Raw genomic sequence first — 19,973 nt, forward strand, 5'->3', positions numbered from 1 at the left:
CCGCACAGGACGGTCTCAGGTGCTTCTCAGTCGCGACCCGCAAGGTGGACACATGACCGAGAACAAGCCCGACGAGCAGCCCGGACCCACCAGTCCGTGGTCGGCGCAGGCGGCCCAGGCCGCCGAGACGCCGTCGGGTGACGGGACTCCGGGCGGGGAGCAGGGCCCCGCGCGGGTGGAGGCCGGCACCCCGGCGCGCGAGGAGCAGGGCCTCGCCGCGCCGGGGACCGGCACCCAACAGACTTGGGTGGGCGGCGCCTGGCAGCAGCAGGGCGGCTGGCAGCAGCCCACCCAGCAACACGGTGCGGTACCCCCCGGGACGCAGTACGCGGGGCTGCCGCACCCGGGGGTACCGCAACCGCACCAGTACCAGCAGCCGCGCCGGGAGCCGCGGCGCACGGGACTGGTGGTCGGCGTCGCCGTGCTCGCGCTGGTCGTCGGGGGTGGCGCGGGCGCGGCGGGCGGCTACCTCGCCGCCGACCGCGACTCGGGTTCGTCGAGCACCGCGCTGGACGCGCCGCCGACGGCCAAGCAGACCGCGGCCGCCCCGGCGGGTTCGGTCGAGTCGGTGGCCCAGAAGGTGCTGCCGAGCGTGGTGCAGCTGCAGGTGCGCGGCCGGTCCTCCGCAGGGGAGGGGTCCGGCTTCGTCATCAGCCGCGACGGGTACATCGTGACCAACAACCACGTGATCGAGGGCGCGGTGGACGGCGGCCAGATCCAGGCCGTCTTCCAGGACGGCCGCACGGCCACGGCGACGGTGGTCGGGCGCGACCCCAACTCCGACGTCGCCGTGGTCAAGGCCGCGGGCGTCGACGACCTGACCGTCTCCGAGCTCGGCCGCTCCGACGACCTGCGGGTCGGCCAGGCGGTGGTGGCCATCGGGTCGCCGTTCGAGCTCTCCGGCACGGTCACCTCGGGCATCGTCAGCTCGCTGCAGCGCCCGACCCGGGCGGGCGGTGACGGCGGCAACCAGGCCACGGTCATGGACGCCGTGCAGACCGACGCCGCGATCAACCCGGGCAACTCCGGTGGCCCCCTGGTCAACATGCAGGGCCAGGTCATCGGCATCAACTCGGCCATCTACAGCCCGCAGAGCTCGGCATCCGGCAGCGGCGGCTCGGTCGGCATCGGCTTCGCGATCCCGATCGACCAGGCCCGCCGCACGGCCGAGGAGATCGTCAAGACCGGGAAGGCCACCCAGACCGTGCTGGGCGTGTCGGTCCGCGACGCCGACTCCGGCGGTGCCCTCATCGCCGACGTCACCGGCGGCGGTCCCGGCGAGCAAGCGGGCGTCAAGTCCGGCGATGTGGTCACCAAGCTCGACGACCGCCGCATCGACACCGCCGACGCACTCGTGGCCGCGGTCCGCTCGCACGCCCCCGGGGACAAGGTCACCCTGACCCTGTCCGACGGCAAGACGGTCCAGGCCACCCTCAGCGGCCAGACCGTGGAAACCAGCTAGGCCCCTCCGACGCTCGGGCGCTTCGCGCGCCCGAGACCACCTTCCGGTTCGTTGCCCCCGAACCGGGACCAGGCTTTCAGCAAGGGAAGCCTGACGCCTGGAGCCGCACGTGGACGGTAATCCCCTCACCGCCCACCTGCGGCTCCTCGCACGTAGCGGGTATCGCGATTCTCTTAATTCACAGAATTCGCCGCTGCCGAGTTCTCGGCCGCGTGGGGTCGGCCGCGCGGATGCACGGGACTGGTAGCGTTCCCAGCTCCGGTCGCGCTCCCAGGCTCTGTCCACTCGGGTGGGTCGGGTGGTCGATGCCCTGGCCCGCCGCTGTCTCTCCGTGGCCGGTTTGGTCACCAGCTGTAGTGGACGGTCCGGTGCGGGGTATGCTGCCGGTGCTCCATTCGGGCCCGGCCGATCCCAGGGGCTCTGGCCGCAAGGCCGAAACGGGATTGCGCTGTGCACTTTGCCTGATGACAGCGGCACAATTAGTTCCACAAAGTCGGCAGTATCGCGAATTGTGACCTAGTAGCAGGCGATCTACCGCGACACGGCGGGGTTCCAGCCGTGACAATGGGTCTATGGCATCGACGTTGCGCAGGGTGCGGGACTCGCTCAGCGGGCCGGTCCGGCTCCCGCTGGGCTTGCTGGCCGCCGCGGTGTGCGTTGGCGTCGCCGTGTTGCAGGCGACGGTGTTGACGGTGCGGACCGAGGGGTTGTCGGACCCGCACGCCTTCCTGGTGCACTGGGCCCACCCGGCCGTCTGGATCGTGCTGGGTGCTGTCTGCCTGGAGTACGCGATGCGCGCGGAGCGCATCGTGCTCAACCGCACCGCCATGGTCGCCGTGGGCCTCTACCTGGCCTTCCTGCTGTCGGTCAGCTTCGCCTGATCCCGCTCCGGTCCACAGTGGCCGTCCATCTGAGACGCCCACCTGTTCGGCCAGATGGCCGACCGGTTCGCGTGCTCCCGTCGCACCCACAGCACCTGTAGGCACTGACCACGACCGCCGCGCGGCCGACCGCTCCGTGGTGGTCTTCAGCCGTGCCCGGCGGGCCCGGTGAACAGTGCCTGACGCACCTGACCTCCAGCGGCTTCCGACCGCCGCTGCGACTACGGTGGCACCTATGGAACGAAGCGCGCAGCGGCTTGGCCGGGCTCTGATCGTGATCGTCGACGACCGGGTGGCCCACGGGGAGCACGAGGACACCGTCGGCCCCTTGGTGACCGAACTCCTCGAGGAAGCCGGGTTCATCGTCGACGGCGTGGTGACCGTCGAGGGCGAGACCGTGGCGATCCGCAACGCGCTCAACACCGCCGTGATCGGCGGCGCCGACCTCGTCGTCACGGTAGGCGGCACCGGCGTGTCCCCCCGCGACGTCACCCCCGACGCCACCCAGGGCGTGCTGGACCGCCCGATCCCCGGTATCGCCGAGGCGCTGCGCTCCTCGGGCCTGGCCGCTGGCGCGGTCGACGCAGGCGTCTCCCGCGGCCTCGTCGGTGTCTCGGGCAGCACCCTGGTGGTCAACCTGGCGGGCTCCCGCAGCGCCGTCCGCGACGGCATGGCCACCCTGTCCGCGCTCGTCCCCTACGTCATCGGCGAGCTCTCCGGCCTGGACACCAACTGAGCCCCGCCATGCCCTCCACCGACCCCGCCCACCCCGAGCGCCCCAAACCCCGCCCCACCCTCGACGAGATCTTCGGCGACGTCCTCCCGGACACCACCACCGACGAACGCGACCCCACCCCACCGTCGGCCACCCCCGACGACTGGTACCACCAAAACCGCCCACCCCACCACGGCGGCTGACCAGCACCGCGCGTCGTGGGCCAGCCCAACCGGCGCCTGCCGGTTGCTGAGGACTCGTCGACGGCGAACCGGCCCCGCCCGTCGAGGTCGGGCTGGTTCGGGTGGACGAGTTGGCGCGCTGCGGCCGTGGCCAGGTCGAGCGCGCCGCGTCGCCGAGCACCTGACCGAGCACGCGGCGCGGCGGGCGGGCAAGGTGATGCCCTCCGCGCCGGCTGGGCTTCCTAGGGCCCTGCTGATGCAGCTGCGGCGCGCGGAGAAAGGCCACCATGACCGCGGCAGCCATGCTCAACCAGTGCACAGTGCTGCGGCACGGTGTGGTCGGCGCGCTCCTGGATGGTGATCGCCGCGATCGCGATCGCTTGGTCGGCGCGTGGCGCCCGGGACCGGTCGCGTCCCCAGGCGCACCGGTCAGAGGAGTGGGCGTGCCGCGGCGGCCCGGTGTGCGGTGTCAGGCTCTGAGCGGTTCACCTCCTTGGGGTTGGTGGCTGGTTGACCGTGCCGCGGCACGGGGCGGCGGTGCCGCGGGCACGGTCCCAGCGGGTCAGCGGCTCTGCTGCTGGCGGAGCAGGTCGCGGATCTCGGTGAGGAGTTCGACGTCGGTCGGTTCGGCCGGGCCGGGCTCCTCGCCGCGCTTGCGGCGGTCCTGGATGTGCTTGACCGGCAGCACGATCACGAAGTAGACGATCGCGGCGACGATCAGGAAGTTGATCGCGGCGTTGATCACCGCGCCGAAGTCGAGGAACGTCGACGGGTTGCCGCCGATGATCCGGAAGCCGAGGCCTTCCGCGGCCTTGGTCCCGCCAGCCGAGTTGATCAGCGGCTTGATCAGGCCGTCGGTGAACGAGGTGACGATGGTGGTGAACGCGGCACCGATGATGACCGCGACCGCGAGGTCGATGACGTTCCCGCGCATCAGGAAGTCTTTGAAGCCCTTCAGCACGTGGGCGCTCCATTCTGGGGTGGACGGCATCACCGTCCGGGGGCGTTGGCTACCGGAGCGTAACCGCCACCGGGTCGGTCAACGCCGCCGCGGCCACCTCGACCGCCTCGGCCCTGGGTAAGGCGAGCAGCACCAGGCTGCCCCCGTCCGACCCGCGCACCGCGACCACCGCGGCGTCCCTGGCCAGGACGTCGTGGTCGCCGGTCACCACGTCCACCCGGACCCCCGGGTAGAGCAGGTCGGCGACCTCGCCGTCGGGTAGCCGCACCGGTACCGCCGCGGCGTCCGGCCCGGCCGTGGCGACCAGGTTGTCGGCGCCGACGAGCCGCACGCGGGTGATCACCTCGCCCGCCCCGATGGCCCCGGCGGGGATCCGCGTGACCACCTCGGCCGGGTCTGACAGCGCCTGCTCGGGCCGCAGGTCCGGTGGCGCGCGCATGATCCGGATGTCGTCCGCGGTCAGCGCGACACCGGGCGCGAGGGCGTGCGCAGCCACCACGAGCGGCACCGACGGGTCTGCGGGTGACGGTTGGCAGGCGAGGACTACCGCGGTCAGCGCGAGGGCGGCGGCGATGGTCCTGCGGAGCGCGAGCGGGTGTGGCATGCGGATCGAGATCACGGGTTCCTCCAGGTCAGAGTGGGTCTGACCGCAACGCTAGGAGGAAGTCGGGGCATGCGAAAGCCTGGGGTCTCCGCTGTGGATGACCCCAGGCGTTGTGGATAACTCAGGAGGCCTTGGCCGCGGTGTCCGACTTGGCGGCGGGCGCGGGCGTGCTGCTCGCGCTGGTGCTCGACTCGGACTTCGACTCGGTCTTGGCGGGCGTGGCCGGGGTGGTCGTCGACGACGCGCTCGACGAACCGGACCGGCTGTCGTTGCGGTAGAAGCCGCTGCCCTTGAAGACGACGCCGACCGAGCCGTAGAGCTTGCGCAGCCTGCCGGTGCACTCCGGGCACTCGGACAGCGCGGCGTCGCTGAACGACTGCACCGCCTCGAAGCGGTGCTCGCATGCCGTACAGGCGTACTGGTACGTGGGCACGGACTGGGCTCCCTTGTCGCATCTGGCACTCGGTCGGCGAGAGTGCCAACCGATTCTGCGGTAACGCGCGCGCGGAGCGCAAATGTTCCCGAGCAAGGTCACATTCGGTCACCGCGGGTCAACGCAACCGGAGCAACCCCCGGCCGGGCGTCAACACTCCGGTGACGGTCACGTCGTGGCGTTCTGACGGCAGTTGGTCGAACAACTCCGGGTCGCGCACCACCGCCACCAATGGCGTCCCCGGCGCGGCCAATGACAGCGACCGGTCGTAGTACCCCGCGCCGCGCCCCAACCGGGTGCCATTGCGGTCGACCGCCAGCGCGGGGACCAACACCACGTCCGCGATCCGCAGAGCGGAGACACCTAACCGCTCGCCTATAGGCTGGAGCAGCCCGAACGGCCCAGGACGCAGGTACTCGCGCCCGTCGTACCAGCCCCAGTCGAGCGGCCCCGCCCCGGACACGATCGGTAGTAGGATCCGCACCCCGTGGTCCGCGACCTCCTCGAGCATCTGCACCGAGCCGGGCTCCGAGCCGATCGGCACGTACGCGCACAGCGTCTGACCCCTGCCCACCACCCGGCCGCTGGTCAGGAGCGTCGTGAGCTGCATCGCCTCGGCGAACCGCACGCTCGCCGGTACCCGCCGCCGCTCCGCGAGGAGCGCGCGGCGCCATTGGTCCTTGGTCCACGCGCGCGTCGCGTCGAGATCATTACCGGGCCCGGCCACATGTCGAGGTTAGGCTCCATGTCCATGAGCGCGTCGACCGCATTCACCGCCGCCATCGTGCCCGCGGCGGGGTTGGGTACCAGGTTCCTGCCCACGACCAAGGCCGTCCCCAAGGAGCTACTGCCGGTGGTGGACACCCCCGGCATCGAGTACGTCGCCAAGGAAGCCGCCGAAGCGGGCGCCAAGAGGCTGATCATCGTCACCTCCCCGGGCAAGGACGCTGTCGCCCAGTACTTCCAGCCGCGGCCCGAGCTGGAGAAGACCCTCGAGGATCGAGGTAAGAGCGCGCTGCTGGAGAAGGTCCGCAGGGCGCCGAACCTGCTCGCGGTCGAGACGGCCATCCAGGAGGAGGCCCTCGGCCTTGGGCATGCCGTCGGCTGCGCGGAGCCCAACCTCCGCCCAGAGGACGAGGCCGTCGCAGTACTGCTGCCGGACGACCTGGTGCTGCCCACCGGCGTCCTGGCCCGGATGGCCAAGGTTCGTGAAGAGAAGGGCGGGACGGTTCTCTGCGCCTTCGACATCCCGCGCGAGGAGATCTCCGCCTACGGGGTCTTCGACGTCGAGGACACCGACGACGGTGACGTCAAGAAGGTCAACGGGATGGTCGAGAAGCCCCCCGCCGACCAGGCCCCCTCGACCTTCGCCGCCGCGGGCCGCTACTTGCTCGATCGGGCGATCTTCGACGCGCTCAAGCGGATCACCCCGGGCGCGGGTGGCGAGCTGCAGCTCACCGACGCCATCGCCCTGCTGATCGCCGAGGGGCACCCGGTGCACGTCGTGGTGCACCGCGGCGGGCGGCACGACCTCGGGAATCCGGGCGGCTTCCTGCGCGCCGCCGTGGACTTCGCCCTCGAGCACCCGGAGTATGGGCCGAGCCTGCGCGCCTGGCTGCGCGATCGCGTCGGCTCCGAGTGAGCCCCGAGTAGACGGCAACAGCGGACGGAACCAAGGTAACCGGATGAGGTCAGTCGACGAGCAACTCGCCAGGGCGCTGGCGGCCGCGGTCCGGCCCGCACCCGTGCGGGTCGCCATCTCCGAGGCGCAAGGGCTGCTCTGCGCCGAGGAGGTCGTGGCCGAGCGCGCCCTGCCCGGGTTCGACCAGGCCGCCGTGGACGGGTACGCGGTGCGCAGCGTCGACACCCAGGGGGCGGGCACCGAGCCGGTGGTCCTCCCGGTCGTCGGGGAGATCGCGTCCGGCTCGCGGCAACCGCGGCGGCTGCAACCGGGGCAGGCGGTGCGCGTGACGACCGGCGCACCCCTGCCCACCCTGGCCGACGCCGTGGTCCCCACCAGCTACACCGACGGGCACCACGCCAGGGTCACCATCAACCAGCCCGTGCCGTCGGCCGGTTACGTCCGGCGCACCGGTGAGGACGTGCAGACCGGCGACGTCGCGGTGCGGCGCGGTTCGGTGATCGGTTCGGCGCAGGTGGGCCTGCTCGCGGCCGTGGGCCGCTCCAAGGTCTTGGTCTACCCGAGGCCGAGGGTGTCGGTCATCTCGCTCGGCGACGAGCTCGTCGACATCGACCGCACCCCCGGCCAGGGGCAGGTCTACGACGTCAACTCCTACGCACTGGCCGCCGCGGGGCGGGACGCGGGCGCGGAGGTCATCCGGGTCGGCATCGTGTCCACGGACACCCGGCGGCTGCTGGAGACCGTGGAGAGCAGGCTGCTGCTGTCCGAGATCGTCGTGATCGCGGGTGGCGCGGGCGGGGACCTCTCCACCGAGGTCAAGTCGGCGCTGAGCGACCTCGGCGAGCTCGACCTGACCCGGGTCGCGATGCACCCCGGTTCGGTGCAGGGCTTCGGCAGGCTCGGGCCTGACGCTGTACCGACATTCCTACTGCCCGGCAACCCCATGAGCGCCCTAGTGGTCTTCGAGGTCATGGTGCGCCCTCTTATCCGCGCCGCGCAGGGCAAGCGCAATCCCCATCGACGCGTAGTGCAAGCCAGGCTCCTATCGCCGATCACGTCCACCAAGGCGCGCCGCGGCTTCCTACGCGGACAACTGCTGCGCGACGAGAACAACGGTGAGTACCTGGTGCAGCCGTTGGGCTTGTCCGGCTCGCATCTGCTCGCCTCCCTCGCTGAGGCCAATTGCCTGATCCTCGTCGACGAGGACACCACTGAGGTGTCGGTCGGCGAAGGGGTCCAGGTCCTGTTCCTCGCCCAGCGTGGCTAGTCCGTACGCAGGCGGTCGCCACCCGGGCTGGCCTGCCCGCCTTGGGCCGCTTCGCGTAGAGGCGGGCGTGGTGGAACTACGCGCACCGCGGCTCACAGACGCGCGTGCGTGGAGCCGGATCAGGCTGCGCGACCAGGCCTACTTGGAGCAGTGGGAGCCAACCGTCCCGGGCACGTGGGTCGAGCGCAACGCCACCAGCGCGTGGTTCGGCCAATGGTCCACGTTGCGCGCGTTGGGCAGGCGCGGCATGTCCTTGCCGTTCGTCATCACCGTTGACGGGCAGTTCGCGGGACAGGTGACTGTGGGCAACGTCATCCGCGGATCCCTGTGCTCGGCCTGGGTCGGTTACTGGGTCGCCGCGGACACCGTCGGGGGAGGCGTCGCCACCGCCGCCGCGGCGATGGTCGTCGACCACTGCTTCACCGCGGCCGGGCTGCACCGGGTCGAGGCGACGGTGCGCCCGGAGAACGCGGCCAGCCTGCGGGTGCTGGAGAAACTGGGTTTCCGGCACGAGGGCCTCTTCCGCCGCTACCTGGACGTCGCCGGTGCCTGGCGCGACCACCTCTGCCTCGCTGTGACCACAGAGGACACTCCGGCCGGTCTGGTGTCGCTGCTGATCGCGGCCGGGAAAGCCAGCCCGCTGTAAGGCGTTTCACGTTTCCGCGCGCAAAGTTTGATCAAGGCCGTTACGGGGAACGGTCCACAAGCGAACTACCCGATCGGGTGGGTGTGCCTCCGTGGGGTCGGCGCGCCTCCGCCACGGGTGTGACTGTTGTGACTAACGTGGCGAACGCCGGAGCAGCGCGAGGGGGAGGTGACGGGACATGCCGAGCTCGTTGATCGTGGTCGGACTGGTGGTGGCGTGGCTCGTCGTCCTGGTCCCCATGGTCGTGCGCAAGCGCCAGGAGATCGCCAGGACCACCGACACCGCCCTCGCGGCGCGCGTCGTGCGCAGCGGCTCGCACAGCGCTGACACCAGGGAGGAGCTCGCGATGGCCGACGAGGCGGACGCCGACGACGCGGTCGACGAAGACGACCTCGTCGCCGACGACGAGCCCGAACTCGACGAGCCCCGCCGCTACCGCCCCGGCCGCGGCGGCTACGACGCCGAAGCCGCCGCCAGGTCCGCCCGCGCCAAGTACGCCTTCCGGCAGCGGGTCGTCCTGCTGGTGCTCCTCGCCGCCATCGCGACCGGGGTCGCCGCGGGCCTGGTCGACCCCCTCCTGTGGTGGCTCCACGGCCTCGTCGACCTCACCCTGGTCGGCTACCTGACGTACCTGCGCAGGCAGGTCCGGATCGAGCAGGAGATCCGCGAACGCCGCGCCGCCCGCGCCGCCACCGCGACCCCCCGCCGCTCCCACGCCCGCCCCGCGGAAGAAGACATGGACAGGGTCACCACCATCCCCACCCGAACCCCCCACCCCGGCGCCGTAGTAGTGGAACTAGACGACGAAGACCCCTGGTTCGACGAACTCGGCGAACCCACGCACCTGACCTACCGCCGAGCAGTCGGTGAGTAGCCCCCCGGTGCGCGGACCCGTGCTCGCGGCCTGATACGCTCTGCGAGCACGACCAAGGGGCTGTAGCGCAGTTGGTAGCGCGTCTCGTTCGCATCGAGAAGGTCAGGGGTTCGATTCCCCTCAGCTCCACCAAACGTGTTGATACGCGAACCGCAGAGGCTGATTCCTGGTTACCAGGGTCAGCCTCTGCGGCTGTCTGGGGCGGTTGCTCGGGTGGTTGTGGTACCCGGAAGGTGGGGACCATGCGGTCGGGTGCGGGGAAGCTGACCTGGGCCACGAGGGCTTCCACGAGGGCCTTTCGCTGGAGTGTGGTGCCGTCGTGGATGACCTCGTGGACGTGCTGGCTGACCTCGGTGAGGGTGGCGGTGTCGGGCATGGTGGGTTGCTCGGCGAGTTCGTAGGCGAGCACGTCTCGGCGGTCCTGTAGCTGCTGCTTGGTGGCGCGGAGCTTGGTGAGTCGTTCCTTGACGTCTTCGGGTTCGAGGGTGCCGTCCTCGAAGGCGTCGAGGTAGCGGTCGATCTTGGCGTTGGTCTTGGCCAGCTCGGCGTTGACGGTGTCGAGTTCGTCTTGGCGGGTGTCGAAGTTGCTGGCGTGGTCGCGCTGGGCGTCGGCCACGGCGTCGGCCATGAGGTCGTGCTGGGTGCGGAAGAAGGTGGCCATGGAGTCGAGGAGGGTCGCGTCGATCTGGTCGGCATCCAGGCGTGGGGAGTGGCAGGCGTCGGTGCCGTAGCGGGACCGGGTCCAGCAGGTGTAGTAGCGGTAGGTCTTGGTGCGGCCGGTGGCACGGGTGCCGATGTACGCCTTCCCGCACATCGGGCAGCGCATCTTGCCGGTGGCGAGGTAATCACTGGCGTTCGCGGCGCGCTTGGAGTGGTTCTCGCCGCGCTCGTCGAGCAGGCGCTGTGCCTGCTCGAAGACGTGGTCGGTGACCAGCGGGGCGTGGCAGTACTCCACGGTGATGTCGCGGAAGGTGAGTTCGCCGATGTAGACGCGGTTGGCCAGGACCCGTAGCACCTGTTGCGGGGACCATTCCTTGCCGGTGCTGGTGCGCAGTCCGCGGAGGTTGAGCAGTTTCGCGATGGCGTTCGAGCCGAGTCGGTCTCGGGTGTAGAGGTCGAAGATGAGCTGGACCACCACTGCTTTGGACTTGTCGGGTACGAGCTGCATGAGCTTGCGGTTGAGCCCGTAGCCGAACGGGAGCCGTCCGCCCTTCCATTTTCCGGCTTCGGCGGCTTTCTCCATTCCGGCGATGACGCGTTCGACAATGAGTTCGCGCTCGAACTGGGCAAACATGCCGAGCATCTGGACGAGCATCCGGCCCATGGGGGTGGAGGTGTCAAAGGGCTCGGTGGCGGAGCGGAAAACCACGCCGTTCTCGTCGAGGTCATCGAGCAGGGTGACCAGGTCGCGCAGGTTGCGGGAGAGCCGGTCGACCTTGAACACCAACAGCACGTCGAACAGGCCCGCGCGGCTGGCCTTCATCGCCTTGGTCAGGTCGTCGCGGTCGGTGTCCTTGCCGGAGGCGTTGTCGCTGTAGACCATGACGACGCGCCACCCGGGCTGGGAGGCGACGTAGGCGCGCATCCGGTCTTCCTGGACCTGGGAGGTGTACTGCTGGTTCTCCTCGTCGGTGGAGCGCCGCACATACAGCGCCACCCGCACGTCCGCGCCGAGTTCACCGAGGACTTCCCGTCTTACCTTCTTGTTTCGCGTCCTAACAGCCATTGCGTGGCGGCCCCCAGCTGTCTTCCCGAAATGCCGCCGCCCGGGAATGTTTGAAACATTCCACGGGCGGCGGCTGATGTCCTATTGCCATTCTTGGAGCTTATCAAGAATGACTACCGGTGATTCGGACTGAAACTAGGGTGTGTCGGTATTCCTATTCGTGGTCCACGCGGTGATGAGCACGGCCAGAGCGGACACGGCGTCGGCGTGCTCGCGGTCGGTCATCGGTGTGGTGTCGATGCGCTCGACGGTGATCGGGTTCTGCTCGGACACGGCGGTGATCGCTCCCCCAGGAGGCGAGTGCCGCAGACGGCCCGACCCCGCGTCGCGAGGGAGACAGGCTCCCCCGCGACGCGGATGGACGGGTGGTCAGTAGAGGGTGGTCGGGGACCCGCCGGTGTCGGCCGGGACCAGCGGGGTGCCGTCCTGGTCGCGCGGGTCGGCCAGCGGGGTGACCTTGCGTTCGCCGGTGACGGTGATGCCGAACGCGGCGAGCAGGGTGAGGACGGCGGTGATGATGCCGGTGGTGGCGTTGCCCTGTTCGGCGGTGAACAGGCCGGAGCCGACGAGGCCGGAGACGGCGGCGGTGAGGCCGCCGACGATGGACGCGCCGACGCGCAGGGGGTAGCGGGTGGCCATGTGGGTGATCAGTTCCTTCCGGTGTGGTGAGTGGGGCGGTAGGTGGTCGAGGCGTTCGTAGAGCCGGACGACCGCGACCGCGGTCTTGATGCAGAGCCAGCCGCCGACGATGGCCAGCAGCAGCCAGGACCCGGTGATGTCCGGTGGTGGGTCGACGGTCACGGTTGGTTCACGGGATGGTGAGCCAGTCCCCGGCGCGGATCTTGTCGGGGTTGGCGATGCCGTTGGCGCGGGCGAGGGCGCTCTGGCTGACGCGGAAGCGGGCCGCGATCTCAGACAGGGTTTCCCCTGGCGCGATCCGGTGCCGTCGTGCTGGGGCGGGGGCGGGGCTGCTGGTGTCGGGTAGGCGGAGGGTGCTGCCCGCGAGGATGTGGTTGGGGTTGGAGATGCCGTTGAGTGCGGCGAGCGCGGCGACGGTGGTGCCGTAGCGGGCGGCGATCTCCGACAGGGTCTCCCCCGGTGCTACGGGGTGGGTGCGTCCGGCGGGCGGGGACGGTGCGGGGGTGGGCGCGGGCGGCGGGATGGCTCCGTCGAGGGTGAGGGCGCCGAGGGTCCAGGGGCCGATGGTGGCGTCGCGGTCGACAGGACCGGGGATGCCGGGGACGCGGCCGGTGCTGGTGTGTTGGTGCAGGGCGAGTCGGTGATGGTTCCAGCCGGGGTTTCCGGGGTCGCCGTTGTAGCGGGCGATCCAGAGCATGGTGTCGCCGTCGGCCCAGTCGGCGCGCAGGACGTTGCGGTACCAGTCGAGATTGGCGTAGACGAGGACGCGGCGGATGCCTGCTGTTGCGCGTAGCCGGGTGATGAAGTCGGCGACGAAGGCGTTGGCGTTGCTGCGGAGTTCGGCGGCTTCCATGTCGAGCATCGGCGCGAGCGACCCGGCGGCGAGCAGGCCGTGGCGGCGTAGGTGGGCGGTGAAGTGGTCGACCTGGTCCTGGACGTTGGTTGCGCGGGCGAAGTGGTAGCCGCCGACGGCGATCCCGGCGGAGCGGGCACCGGCCACATGGGAGGGTCCGGAGGCGTCGACCCAGTCGGTGGACTCGGTGAGCTTGACGGAGGCGTAGGTGATGTTGTTGCCGCGTACCGCGCGCCAGTCGTTGACGGTGTTGTAGCGGGAGACGTCGATGCCGTAATCGGTCATGTGCTGCCTTCCTGGTCCGGGCGTGCCGGTACCGGGGTGGGTGGGGTGAGGTGGGCGCGCAGTCCCGCGATCTCGGTGAGCACGCGCAGGTGCTCCACGCGCAGCGCGTGGAGCTCGGTTTTGACCGCGGCGAGTTCGGCGAGGACTTCGCGGGTGTAGGTGGCGCGTTCGTCCAGAAGGGACTGGTAGCCCGCGTGCAGTGCGGTCAGCGATTGCTGTTCGCCCGCGGCGCGGGCGGTGCGCAGGGTGCGGCGGGCGGTCCAGGCTCCGGTGACCGCTCCGGTGAGCGGTCCGAGGAGGGCGGCGATGCCGCCGAGCCAGGCAGGGTCCACGGGGGGCGTCACCCCCGTGGGCGGTGGGTCAGCGCAGGACGCGCAGGGTGAGGGAGTCGGCCAGGCCGTCGGTGGTGTTGTGGGTGCGGCGGGAGCCGATGACGGCGGCGCTGATCGGTCCGCCGAGCCCGTCGGGGTCGTGGATGGTGACGACGTCGGTGAGTTGGACGCGGGGGTCTCCGACCACGGGCACGTCGGGGAGGATCGCGACGGGTGTGGCCAGGTCGTCGAGCAGGGAGGTGGCGACGTCGTGGGTGGACTCGGGGCGTTGCCGGAAGTCGTTGTCGGGCAGGTCGAGGACGCGGCGGCCGTAGCGGGCGGCGGAGGCGCTGTTGCGGGTGATGCCGGTGTAGGTGGTGTCCTCGGTGATGACGCTGCCGGTGATCTGGAGGGCGGGTCGGGTGCCCGCGGCCATGCGGATGGTGAACGTGTTGGGGTTTTTGACGAGCAAGCCGAGGGTGAGTTGGTCGGTGTTGATGAACAGCGTGACCTCGACGTTGGACACCCGGGCGCCGGTGGTGGCGTTGACGGCAACGAACCCGCTGAAGGGGGCGGGCCAGGTGTCGGCGGTGTAGGAGCGCATGGTCGGGTAGACGACGCTGCGGTGCGCCAGCTGGAGGTCGTAGCTGGTGGTGCCGGGTGGTGAGTCGAACTGGTCGAGTGTGTCGGCCTGGAAGACGACCTCGTCGGTGTCGCGCTCGAAGCGGGCGGTGGTGCGGTAGGTGATCTCGTTGCGGACCGAGTCGAGGGTGATCACCGGTTCCAGGTCGGTGAGGTCGAGGTCGGCGGTGATGTTCTTGACCGGGGCGGTGCGCGGGCGGGCGCGGCTGCGGAAGGTGAAGCGCCCGTGTTCGTCGAAGGCCACCGTGCCGTACTCGGCGCGCGCGGCCGTGGTGATGAGCTGCCAGGAGTCGCCGTTGACCACGTCGGGCAGCCCGGGAAACCAGTTGAGGCCGGTGTCGATCTGCGCGCCCGGGGTGTGCGGGAGTCCCCATCCGTCCGGTAGTGGCTGGAAGTTGCTTTGGGACAGGCGCAGGCACTGCACCGGCAGGGGCGTGCTCGCGTTGACCTGTCCTGCGGCCAGGATCGGGTAGTCGACCGGGCGCCCGATGACGGTGGCGGTGTCCGCGGTCTGGACGCCGTCGAGGTGCCAGCGGTGGTAGACGGTCCCGTCGCTGAACCACACGATCGACAGGCCCGCCGAGTGCCACCGTGCCGGGCCGGTGATGGACGGCCCGGTGACGGTCCCGACGAGGGTCGGCACGGTGGAGTTGCGGTTGGCCCACAGGCGCGCCACGAGTTGCCCGGCGGTGGTGACGGCGACTTCGATGGTGTTGCCTTCGAGCTTGATGTAGCCGTCGGAGATCGCCAGGACCGTCCCGTTGGACTGGCTGTGGAACTGGTTGGTGGCTCCTGCGCGGATCTCGAACTCGATGAGCTGGCGGTACGCGGTCAGGTAGGGCCGCTGTGTGGGGGCGGCGAAGGCGGTGGCGAACACGTCGGGGCTGCCGTTGGCCGCGAGCCCGTAGCGGCCCTCGACGAACTCCGGTACCGCGGCGCTGGTCTTGGTGGGGTTGAACACCCCGGCGTTCCAGCCGATGTCGGGGGCCAGGCTGCCGTGGCAGGTCATCCCCCAGATCGCGCCCTCGCGCGGTGGCGGGGACGAGTAGATCCCGTTGCGCCGCAGCACGTGGTCGATCACCCACGACGTGTTCGTGAGGTTGCGGTAGGGGTAGCGGCGCGGGTTGCGCCACTCCGCTTCCCCCATCGCCCACAGCGGCAACGTCACCGACGCCCGGAGCCGTTCCGCCGGGTCCAGGCTCTCGATGGTGGCCGTGCGGCGGGAGGCGGACAGGCGGGCGGCGCGGGTGGCGCCGGTGAACTGCCGCACCCAGCGCGGCCCGCCGATGGTGAGCAGGCCCAGGTCCAGGCGCGTGGGGGCGTCCATCGTGTCGTCGGTGTCGACGCTGCGATCGGCCCGGAACGGCGAGAGCATCCGGGCGATGTCGCGGGGGTCGCCGGGGCGGGTGCCGCCGAGCTCGCACGTGAGCTTGGCGGTGGTGTAGCCCTCCACCAGCGTGGTTTCGGGTGGAAGGTCTCCGGTGATGGAGCGCTCCACCGTGATGGTCTTGACCACGGTGGACAGCTCCGAGAGCGGGTGGGTGTAGCCGCCGTCGCGGTTCCAGTCGACCTGGAGCCGCGCGAGCGGGACCCGGTCTGGTGCGGTGACCGCGTCCGCGAGGTCCTGGTCGTCGGGGGCTTGCATCGTCTAGACCTCCAGGAGGGTGAGGGTTGTCGCCCACGACCCGGGCACCGGGTAGGCCGCGGAGAGGCCGTCGAGCACCACTTCGGCCGCGCCTCCCCCGGGCACCCACGCGGTGGGGGCCGGGGCGGGTTCGAGTTGCCAGGCGGTGGTGAGCACGTGGGCGCTCGACGGGTTGGCCTCGACCAGCAGCGCCATGCGCGCGGCGGCGGCCGAGGTCGCGATCAGCGACACCACCAGCCGCTGATCGGCGCCGGGGGTGGACGGTGGGGAGTCGACGTGCCCGATCGGGCTGTCGTCGGTGTCGTAGAGCTCCAACCGGACCCGCGTCGTGACACCGGCACGAACCCAGGCTGAGGCGGTCACCGGCTCCCCGCCCACCAACGGCACACGGTCCCCGGCCAGGGAGCCGCCGACCGTGGGCGGGGTCCAGTCCAGGCCCCCGGCCAGCCGCAGCGGCGCCGACGGGACGGTCGGTGTCCACAGCAGCGTCCCGGCGGTCGGGGTGAACCCCGCGGTGGTGCGGGTGCCCGCGCCGGTCGCGGCCACCTGCGGGGACAGCCGGTTGCGGCGTTCGCCGTCCAGTAGCCACAGCGGCCCGTCCACCAGGCCCAGGTACAGGGCGTCCAGGTAGGCGTGGCTGTCGGGGTCCAGGTAGGGCCAGGTCAGCGACCAGGCCCGCTTGACCGCGACCCGGTCCACGGTGACCCGCCCACCCAGTGACCGGTGGACCCCGCCTATGCGCGTGGCGGTGGCGTCCGGGCCGCCTCCCAGCGACGGGGACGGCAAGGCGCGCAGCGCACCGAGCCGTCCGAGGTGAAAGCCCATGAGGCACCACCACCAGGTCAGCGTCGGGCGTCGCGGAGGTTGGCGTCGTTGACCAGCCGAGCGACCCCGGCCCCGTCCACACGCAGACGGGCACCGTCGAGCGCGGCCAGGACCCCGGCGGTCACGGCCGCCGACAGGTCCCACGCGTCCTGCCCCAACAACCCGACACCCCCGCCACCGGCAGCAGGTGCCGATGGCGGTCCACGGCGAACAGCGTTGGCGGGCAAGGGGAACGGGTCGGTGGGAAGTGTGTCGGTGAGGTCGGTCAGGTACTCGCGCACCTGGGGTGTCCCGTCCTCCAGCCCACGCAGGAACCCGCCCATGATCATGCGGCCGGTCGGTTGCAACAGGACACGGTCGCGTGCGGGTGGTCCCTTCCAGTCCGGCAGCAGGTCGGTCACCCACGACAGCTTGTCTTTGAGCCACTGCACGGCAGCCTCGATCCCGCGAATGAGGCCCCGGATGATGTTCTTTCCGGCCTCCACCAACAGGTTTCCGAGGTCGCCGAGCACCGACAGGATGCGGCCCGGCAGATCCCGCACCAGCCCGACGACGGCGCCGATCCCGTTCGACACCGCGCCCGACACCATGTCCCAGACGCCGCCGACCATGTCCCGGAGCCCTTGCCAGGCGCGACCCCAGTTCCCGGTGATCAGCCCGAGCGCGAAGTCGATCACGCCTTGGACGTAGCGCAGGGCGCCGGAGATGATCGAGGACACGGCCGCGAACACGCGCTCGACCACGCCGAGCAGGGCCTGGATCGCGGGCACGAGCCAGCGGACCAGCTGCTCGACCAGGGGCACGGCGGCGGCCGTGACCTGGGCGAACACCGCTGCCGCCTGCTGGAGCACGGGACTGAGCTGCACCGCCAGAGCGATGATCGGGGGCAGCAGAGCCGTCCCGAGCGACAGCAGCGGCGGCAGCAGAGGCAGCGCGGCGTTCACGATCGCGAAGAAACCCTCCGCGAGCTGCGGCAGCTGAGGAGCCAGGGCCGACACGGCCGTGACCAGCAGCTCACCGACCAACTGTCCAATCTGGACTAAAGTCGGCGTGGCAGCGGCGAGCCCCTGGGAGACAACGGAAGCCAGCTGAGAGACCAGCTCGACCAGCACCGGCAGGGCGGGCTGGACGGCACGCAGACCAGCCAGCAGGGTCTGGCCGAACAGCGACGCGAGCTGGGCGACCACCGGCAGAGCGGCCTGGGCCGCCTGGAGGAAGGCGCCGCCGAAGGTGGCCGCGACAGGAGCCAGCTGGGTCAGGAGCTGAGCCAAAATCGGGGCCAGCACACGGAGTCCGCCCGCCGCCAGCTCGGCGAACTGGACCAGCAGCGGAGCCGCCGCACGAGCCAGCGCCACGGCCGCGGGGGTGGTGGCGCGGATCGCGTCCCCGACCGCCCCGGCCAGCAAACCGGCCACTGTGGACAGTGGCCCGGTGAGCTCGGCGAACAGCGGGGCCAGGGCCTCGCTGGCGGGGAGCAGCAGGTCGGCGAAGGCCAACGCCACCGCGCCCGCCAAGGGCGCGAGCTGGGCCGCGGCGGCGGCCAGGGGGCCGACCGCACCGGCGGTGGTGGCCAGGGCCTGCCCGAGCTGCGGCCCCAGCGCGGCGACGGCGGGGGCGATGCTAGTGGTCAGCGCGTCGCCCAGGGCACGCAGGATCGGGTCGAGCCCGCGGGCGATGGCGGCGATGCCGCCGAACACCTGGGTCAGCGCTGTCTGGCCCTCGGCGGAGCGCAGGAACGCCAACACCGACCCGGTGACCGCGTTGACCGTGGTCAGAAACGACGCGCCGGAGGTGTTCGCGGCACGGAACACCGCCGCGGCGATCCCCGCGATGTTGCCCAGCAGGGTGCCCAGCTCGCGCAGCGCGGCCAGGCCCTCGCGCATCCACTCCTGAAGCTGCCCCGACGCGCGCGCCTGGGCGACGAACGCGGCGAAACGCTGCGTGGCGTCGGTCAGTCCGCCGGCGAACTCCGGCAGGAACCCCGATCCGACCGCGGCGATGTCGCGCAGGGCTTGCAGCAGCGGCTGCACAGCACCCGACAACCGGCCCGCCGCGGTCGCGGAGTTGCCGAAGATCACCGACAGGTCCGCGCCGGTGCGCGCCTCCCGCAGGAACGCCCCGACACCGAGCGCACCGGCGTTGAGCGCGTCGGCCACCTCGACCGTGCCGGTCCGCAGGATCGGCAGATACCGGGCGCCGAGCGTGGAGACCTCACCGGCGAGCCCGGCGAACAAGCGCTCCTGGACACCGAGCTGGAGCGAGGTGAACTCCGGGCGCAGCGCGCGCACGGCCTCCGCGGTCGCCCGCATCGGCGGCGGCATCCCCGCCACCGCAGCCGCGAAGGCGACCGGGTCGGTCGCGGCCAGCGCCTCGGACAGGCCCTCGGTGCCCAGACGCAGCGTCTGCACGACCGCGACGGCCGCGAGACCGGCGGCAGGGATCAGCAGCAACGCCCCCGACGCGGTGGCCGCCGCGGAACCTAGCCCGCCCAGCGTCCCGACCGCACCGCCCACCGCGGCGGTCAGGGCGGCGTAGCGCAGGGTCGCCGCGCCGGTGACCGCGATGGCGCGGGTTGTCGAGGCGGTGACCTCGCCCATTCCGCGCGAGAGCGCCAGCGAGCCCCGCACCGCTGTGCCCAGCGACCGGTCCACCACCACCCGGACCGACACCGACTGGCCCGACAGCTGACGCAGCAGCGCCTGAAACCGGGTTTGCGCGGGGAGCGCGTCCAGCTCGGCCAGCAGCCGCACCGCGGTCTGGTCACCCTCGCGCGCCGCGATCCGTAGCTGTTCGCGCAGCAGCGCGGTCTGCACCTGCGCGGTCAGCGAGATCGCGGGGGCACCGGACTCGGCGGTGCGGATCTGATCGCGCAGGTGGCGCCCGAGCCCTTGCAGGCTGGGCAGGACCTTGAGGTAGGCGTGACCGACCGTCGCCACAGGGCATCACGCCCCTGGCGTCAGGACCGCACATTTTCTGCCGCAGCACGGCGACAATGCCCGTGATGGACTGGGCCGTTTTCAACGTCTCCCAGGCGACGTGCTGCGCAGGTCAGACCTCGTCGTAGACACGGTCTACAGGGGTGACGGATGCCATGGCGAATGACACCCTCGCATCGGGTGCATTTTCTGCGATAAGTACCGAACACACCTGGTGATGGGTGATGCGGTGCTTTGTGGTTCGCGCTGCCGCGATAGTCTCTCGGGCGCGGTGGATCGCCGCAGAGATGAGAGGAGTGTGCAGTGGAGAAGGGCTGTGCCCAGTGCCGGGTCGTCGGCCGCTACCTGATGGTGACGGTGACCCTGCTGTTGATTCAGTCGGGCGCCCTGCCAGGGGTCCACCTAGGAATGTAACCCCTGGCAGAGGCCAGTACTGAATGCCGT

At 71.0% G+C, this 19,973-nt stretch carries 19 protein-coding genes, 1 tRNA gene and 1 pseudogene; 9 read left to right on the top strand and 12 right to left on the bottom strand.

The window, feature by feature from the left end:
- Window positions 1-52: 52 nt before the first annotated feature.
- From JOD54_RS09790 to JOD54_RS09805, 4 genes are all read left to right on the top strand, one after another.
- On the top strand, window positions 53-1,462 hold the full coding sequence (locus JOD54_RS09790) for a trypsin-like peptidase domain-containing protein (RefSeq protein WP_204450222.1): 1,410 nt from the start codon (window positions 53-55) through the stop codon (window positions 1,460-1,462).
- A 572-nt stretch (window positions 1,463-2,034) separates the two neighbouring features.
- Entirely contained in the window at window positions 2,035-2,343 is a 309-nt protein-coding gene (locus JOD54_RS09795) for a hypothetical protein (protein ID WP_204450223.1), read from the top strand.
- A gap of 235 nt (window positions 2,344-2,578) precedes the next feature.
- On the top strand, window positions 2,579-3,079 hold the full coding sequence (locus JOD54_RS09800) for a MogA/MoaB family molybdenum cofactor biosynthesis protein (RefSeq protein ID WP_092779689.1): 501 nt from the start codon (window positions 2,579-2,581) through the stop codon (window positions 3,077-3,079).
- Window positions 3,080-3,087: 8 nt separating this feature from the next.
- Window positions 3,088-3,261: a hypothetical protein gene (locus tag JOD54_RS09805; protein ID WP_204450224.1), complete on the top strand. Its 174-nt coding sequence runs from the start codon at window positions 3,088-3,090 to the stop codon at window positions 3,259-3,261.
- Between the two features lie 541 nt (window positions 3,262-3,802).
- Here JOD54_RS09805 and mscL read toward each other — a convergent pair.
- The 4 genes from mscL to JOD54_RS09825 form a co-directional block, all read right to left on the bottom strand.
- Window positions 3,803-4,201 carry a large-conductance mechanosensitive channel protein MscL gene (mscL, locus tag JOD54_RS09810; protein ID WP_204450225.1) on the bottom strand — a complete coding sequence of 133 codons (399 nt, stop codon included), beginning with the start codon at window positions 4,199-4,201 and terminating at the stop codon, window positions 3,803-3,805.
- A gap of 49 nt (window positions 4,202-4,250) precedes the next feature.
- Entirely contained in the window at window positions 4,251-4,820 is a 570-nt protein-coding gene (locus JOD54_RS09815; protein WP_204450226.1) for an SAF domain-containing protein, read from the bottom strand.
- 106 nt (window positions 4,821-4,926) lie between these two features.
- Window positions 4,927-5,238, bottom strand: a complete 312-nt coding sequence (locus tag JOD54_RS09820) for an FmdB family zinc ribbon protein (RefSeq protein WP_204450227.1) — start codon at window positions 5,236-5,238, stop codon at window positions 4,927-4,929.
- Window positions 5,239-5,356: 118 nt separating this feature from the next.
- Window positions 5,357-5,965, bottom strand: a complete 609-nt coding sequence (locus JOD54_RS09825) for a 5-formyltetrahydrofolate cyclo-ligase (RefSeq protein WP_204450228.1) — start codon at window positions 5,963-5,965, stop codon at window positions 5,357-5,359.
- A 24-nt stretch (window positions 5,966-5,989) separates the two neighbouring features.
- Here JOD54_RS09825 and JOD54_RS09830 point away from each other — a divergent pair, with 24 nt between their 5' ends.
- From JOD54_RS09830 to JOD54_RS09850, 5 genes are all read left to right on the top strand, one after another.
- Window positions 5,990-6,880 carry a UTP--glucose-1-phosphate uridylyltransferase gene (locus JOD54_RS09830; protein WP_372440286.1) on the top strand — a complete coding sequence of 297 codons (891 nt, stop codon included), beginning with the start codon at window positions 5,990-5,992 and terminating at the stop codon, window positions 6,878-6,880.
- A gap of 43 nt (window positions 6,881-6,923) precedes the next feature.
- Window positions 6,924-8,147, top strand: coding sequence for a molybdotransferase-like divisome protein Glp (gene glp / locus JOD54_RS09835; RefSeq protein ID WP_204450230.1), 1,224 nt, complete (start codon window positions 6,924-6,926; stop codon window positions 8,145-8,147).
- On the top strand, window positions 8,140-8,793 hold the full coding sequence (locus JOD54_RS09840) for a GNAT family N-acetyltransferase (RefSeq protein WP_204450231.1): 654 nt from the start codon (window positions 8,140-8,142) through the stop codon (window positions 8,791-8,793). The genes glp and JOD54_RS09840 overlap by 8 nt, the downstream gene beginning before the upstream one ends.
- Window positions 8,794-8,971: 178 nt before the next feature.
- Window positions 8,972-9,667, top strand: a complete 696-nt coding sequence (sepX, locus tag JOD54_RS09845) for a divisome protein SepX/GlpR (RefSeq protein ID WP_204450232.1) — start codon at window positions 8,972-8,974, stop codon at window positions 9,665-9,667.
- 56 nt (window positions 9,668-9,723) lie between these two features.
- Window positions 9,724-9,799 (top strand) — tRNA-Ala (locus JOD54_RS09850).
- 589 nt (window positions 9,800-10,388) lie between these two features.
- Here JOD54_RS09850 and JOD54_RS09855 read toward each other — a convergent pair.
- From JOD54_RS09855 to JOD54_RS09890, 8 genes and pseudogenes are all read right to left on the bottom strand, one after another.
- A pseudogene (locus tag JOD54_RS09855) lies at window positions 10,389-11,393 on the bottom strand (recombinase family protein); the annotation flags it as partial.
- A 135-nt stretch (window positions 11,394-11,528) separates the two neighbouring features.
- Window positions 11,529-11,666 (bottom strand): hypothetical protein, encoded by a 138-nt coding sequence (locus JOD54_RS09860; RefSeq protein ID WP_204450233.1) that lies wholly within the window; start codon window positions 11,664-11,666, stop codon window positions 11,529-11,531.
- Window positions 11,667-11,762: 96 nt separating this feature from the next.
- Window positions 11,763-12,194, bottom strand: a complete 432-nt coding sequence (locus JOD54_RS34020; protein WP_239573329.1) for a hypothetical protein — start codon at window positions 12,192-12,194, stop codon at window positions 11,763-11,765.
- A gap of 7 nt (window positions 12,195-12,201) precedes the next feature.
- The gene (locus JOD54_RS09870) at window positions 12,202-13,170 is read right to left on the bottom strand and encodes a GH25 family lysozyme (protein ID WP_204450234.1); all 969 of its coding nucleotides are present in this window, start codon (window positions 13,168-13,170) and stop codon (window positions 12,202-12,204) included.
- A complete protein-coding gene (locus JOD54_RS09875) occupies window positions 13,167-13,502 on the bottom strand; it encodes a hypothetical protein (protein ID WP_204450235.1) in 336 nt (111 codons plus the stop codon). The genes JOD54_RS09870 and JOD54_RS09875 overlap by 4 nt, the downstream gene beginning before the upstream one ends.
- 28 nt (window positions 13,503-13,530) lie before the next feature.
- Window positions 13,531-15,768: a hypothetical protein gene (locus tag JOD54_RS09880; RefSeq protein ID WP_204450236.1), complete on the bottom strand. Its 2,238-nt coding sequence runs from the start codon at window positions 15,766-15,768 to the stop codon at window positions 13,531-13,533.
- 3 nt (window positions 15,769-15,771) lie between these two features.
- Window positions 15,772-16,593, bottom strand: a complete 822-nt coding sequence (locus JOD54_RS09885; protein ID WP_204450237.1) for a hypothetical protein — start codon at window positions 16,591-16,593, stop codon at window positions 15,772-15,774.
- A 17-nt stretch (window positions 16,594-16,610) separates the two neighbouring features.
- The gene (locus JOD54_RS09890; protein WP_204450238.1) at window positions 16,611-19,529 is read right to left on the bottom strand and encodes a phage tail protein; all 2,919 of its coding nucleotides are present in this window, start codon (window positions 19,527-19,529) and stop codon (window positions 16,611-16,613) included.
- Window positions 19,530-19,973: the final 444 nt, after the last annotated feature.

Origin of the sequence: Actinokineospora baliensis (assembly GCF_016907695.1) — a bacterium.
GTDB classification, from domain to species: Bacteria; Actinomycetota; Actinomycetes; order Mycobacteriales; family Pseudonocardiaceae; genus Actinokineospora; species Actinokineospora baliensis.

What these genes read in the sequence shown, in the direction of transcription:
- JOD54_RS09790 (WP_204450222.1), top strand. Translation starts at nt 53, where the DNA reads ATGACCGAGAACAAGCCCGACGAGCAGCCCGGACCCACCAGTCCGTGG.
- JOD54_RS09795 (WP_204450223.1), top strand. Translation starts at nt 2,035, where the DNA reads ATGGCATCGACGTTGCGCAGGGTGCGGGACTCGCTCAGCGGGCCGGTC.
- JOD54_RS09800 (WP_092779689.1), top strand. Translation starts at nt 2,579, where the DNA reads ATGGAACGAAGCGCGCAGCGGCTTGGCCGGGCTCTGATCGTGATCGTC.
- JOD54_RS09805 (WP_204450224.1), top strand. Translation starts at nt 3,088, where the DNA reads ATGCCCTCCACCGACCCCGCCCACCCCGAGCGCCCCAAACCCCGCCCC.
- JOD54_RS09830 (WP_372440286.1), top strand. Translation starts at nt 5,990, where the DNA reads ATGAGCGCGTCGACCGCATTCACCGCCGCCATCGTGCCCGCGGCGGGG.
- glp (WP_204450230.1), top strand. Translation starts at nt 6,924, where the DNA reads ATGAGGTCAGTCGACGAGCAACTCGCCAGGGCGCTGGCGGCCGCGGTC.
- sepX (WP_204450232.1), top strand. Translation starts at nt 8,972, where the DNA reads ATGCCGAGCTCGTTGATCGTGGTCGGACTGGTGGTGGCGTGGCTCGTC.
- JOD54_RS09870 (WP_204450234.1), bottom strand. Translation starts at nt 13,170, where the DNA reads ATGACCGATTACGGCATCGACGTCTCCCGCTACAACACCGTCAACGAC.
- JOD54_RS09880 (WP_204450236.1), bottom strand. Translation starts at nt 15,768, where the DNA reads ATGCAAGCCCCCGACGACCAGGACCTCGCGGACGCGGTCACCGCACCA.
- JOD54_RS09885 (WP_204450237.1), bottom strand. Translation starts at nt 16,593, where the DNA reads ATGGGCTTTCACCTCGGACGGCTCGGTGCGCTGCGCGCCTTGCCGTCC.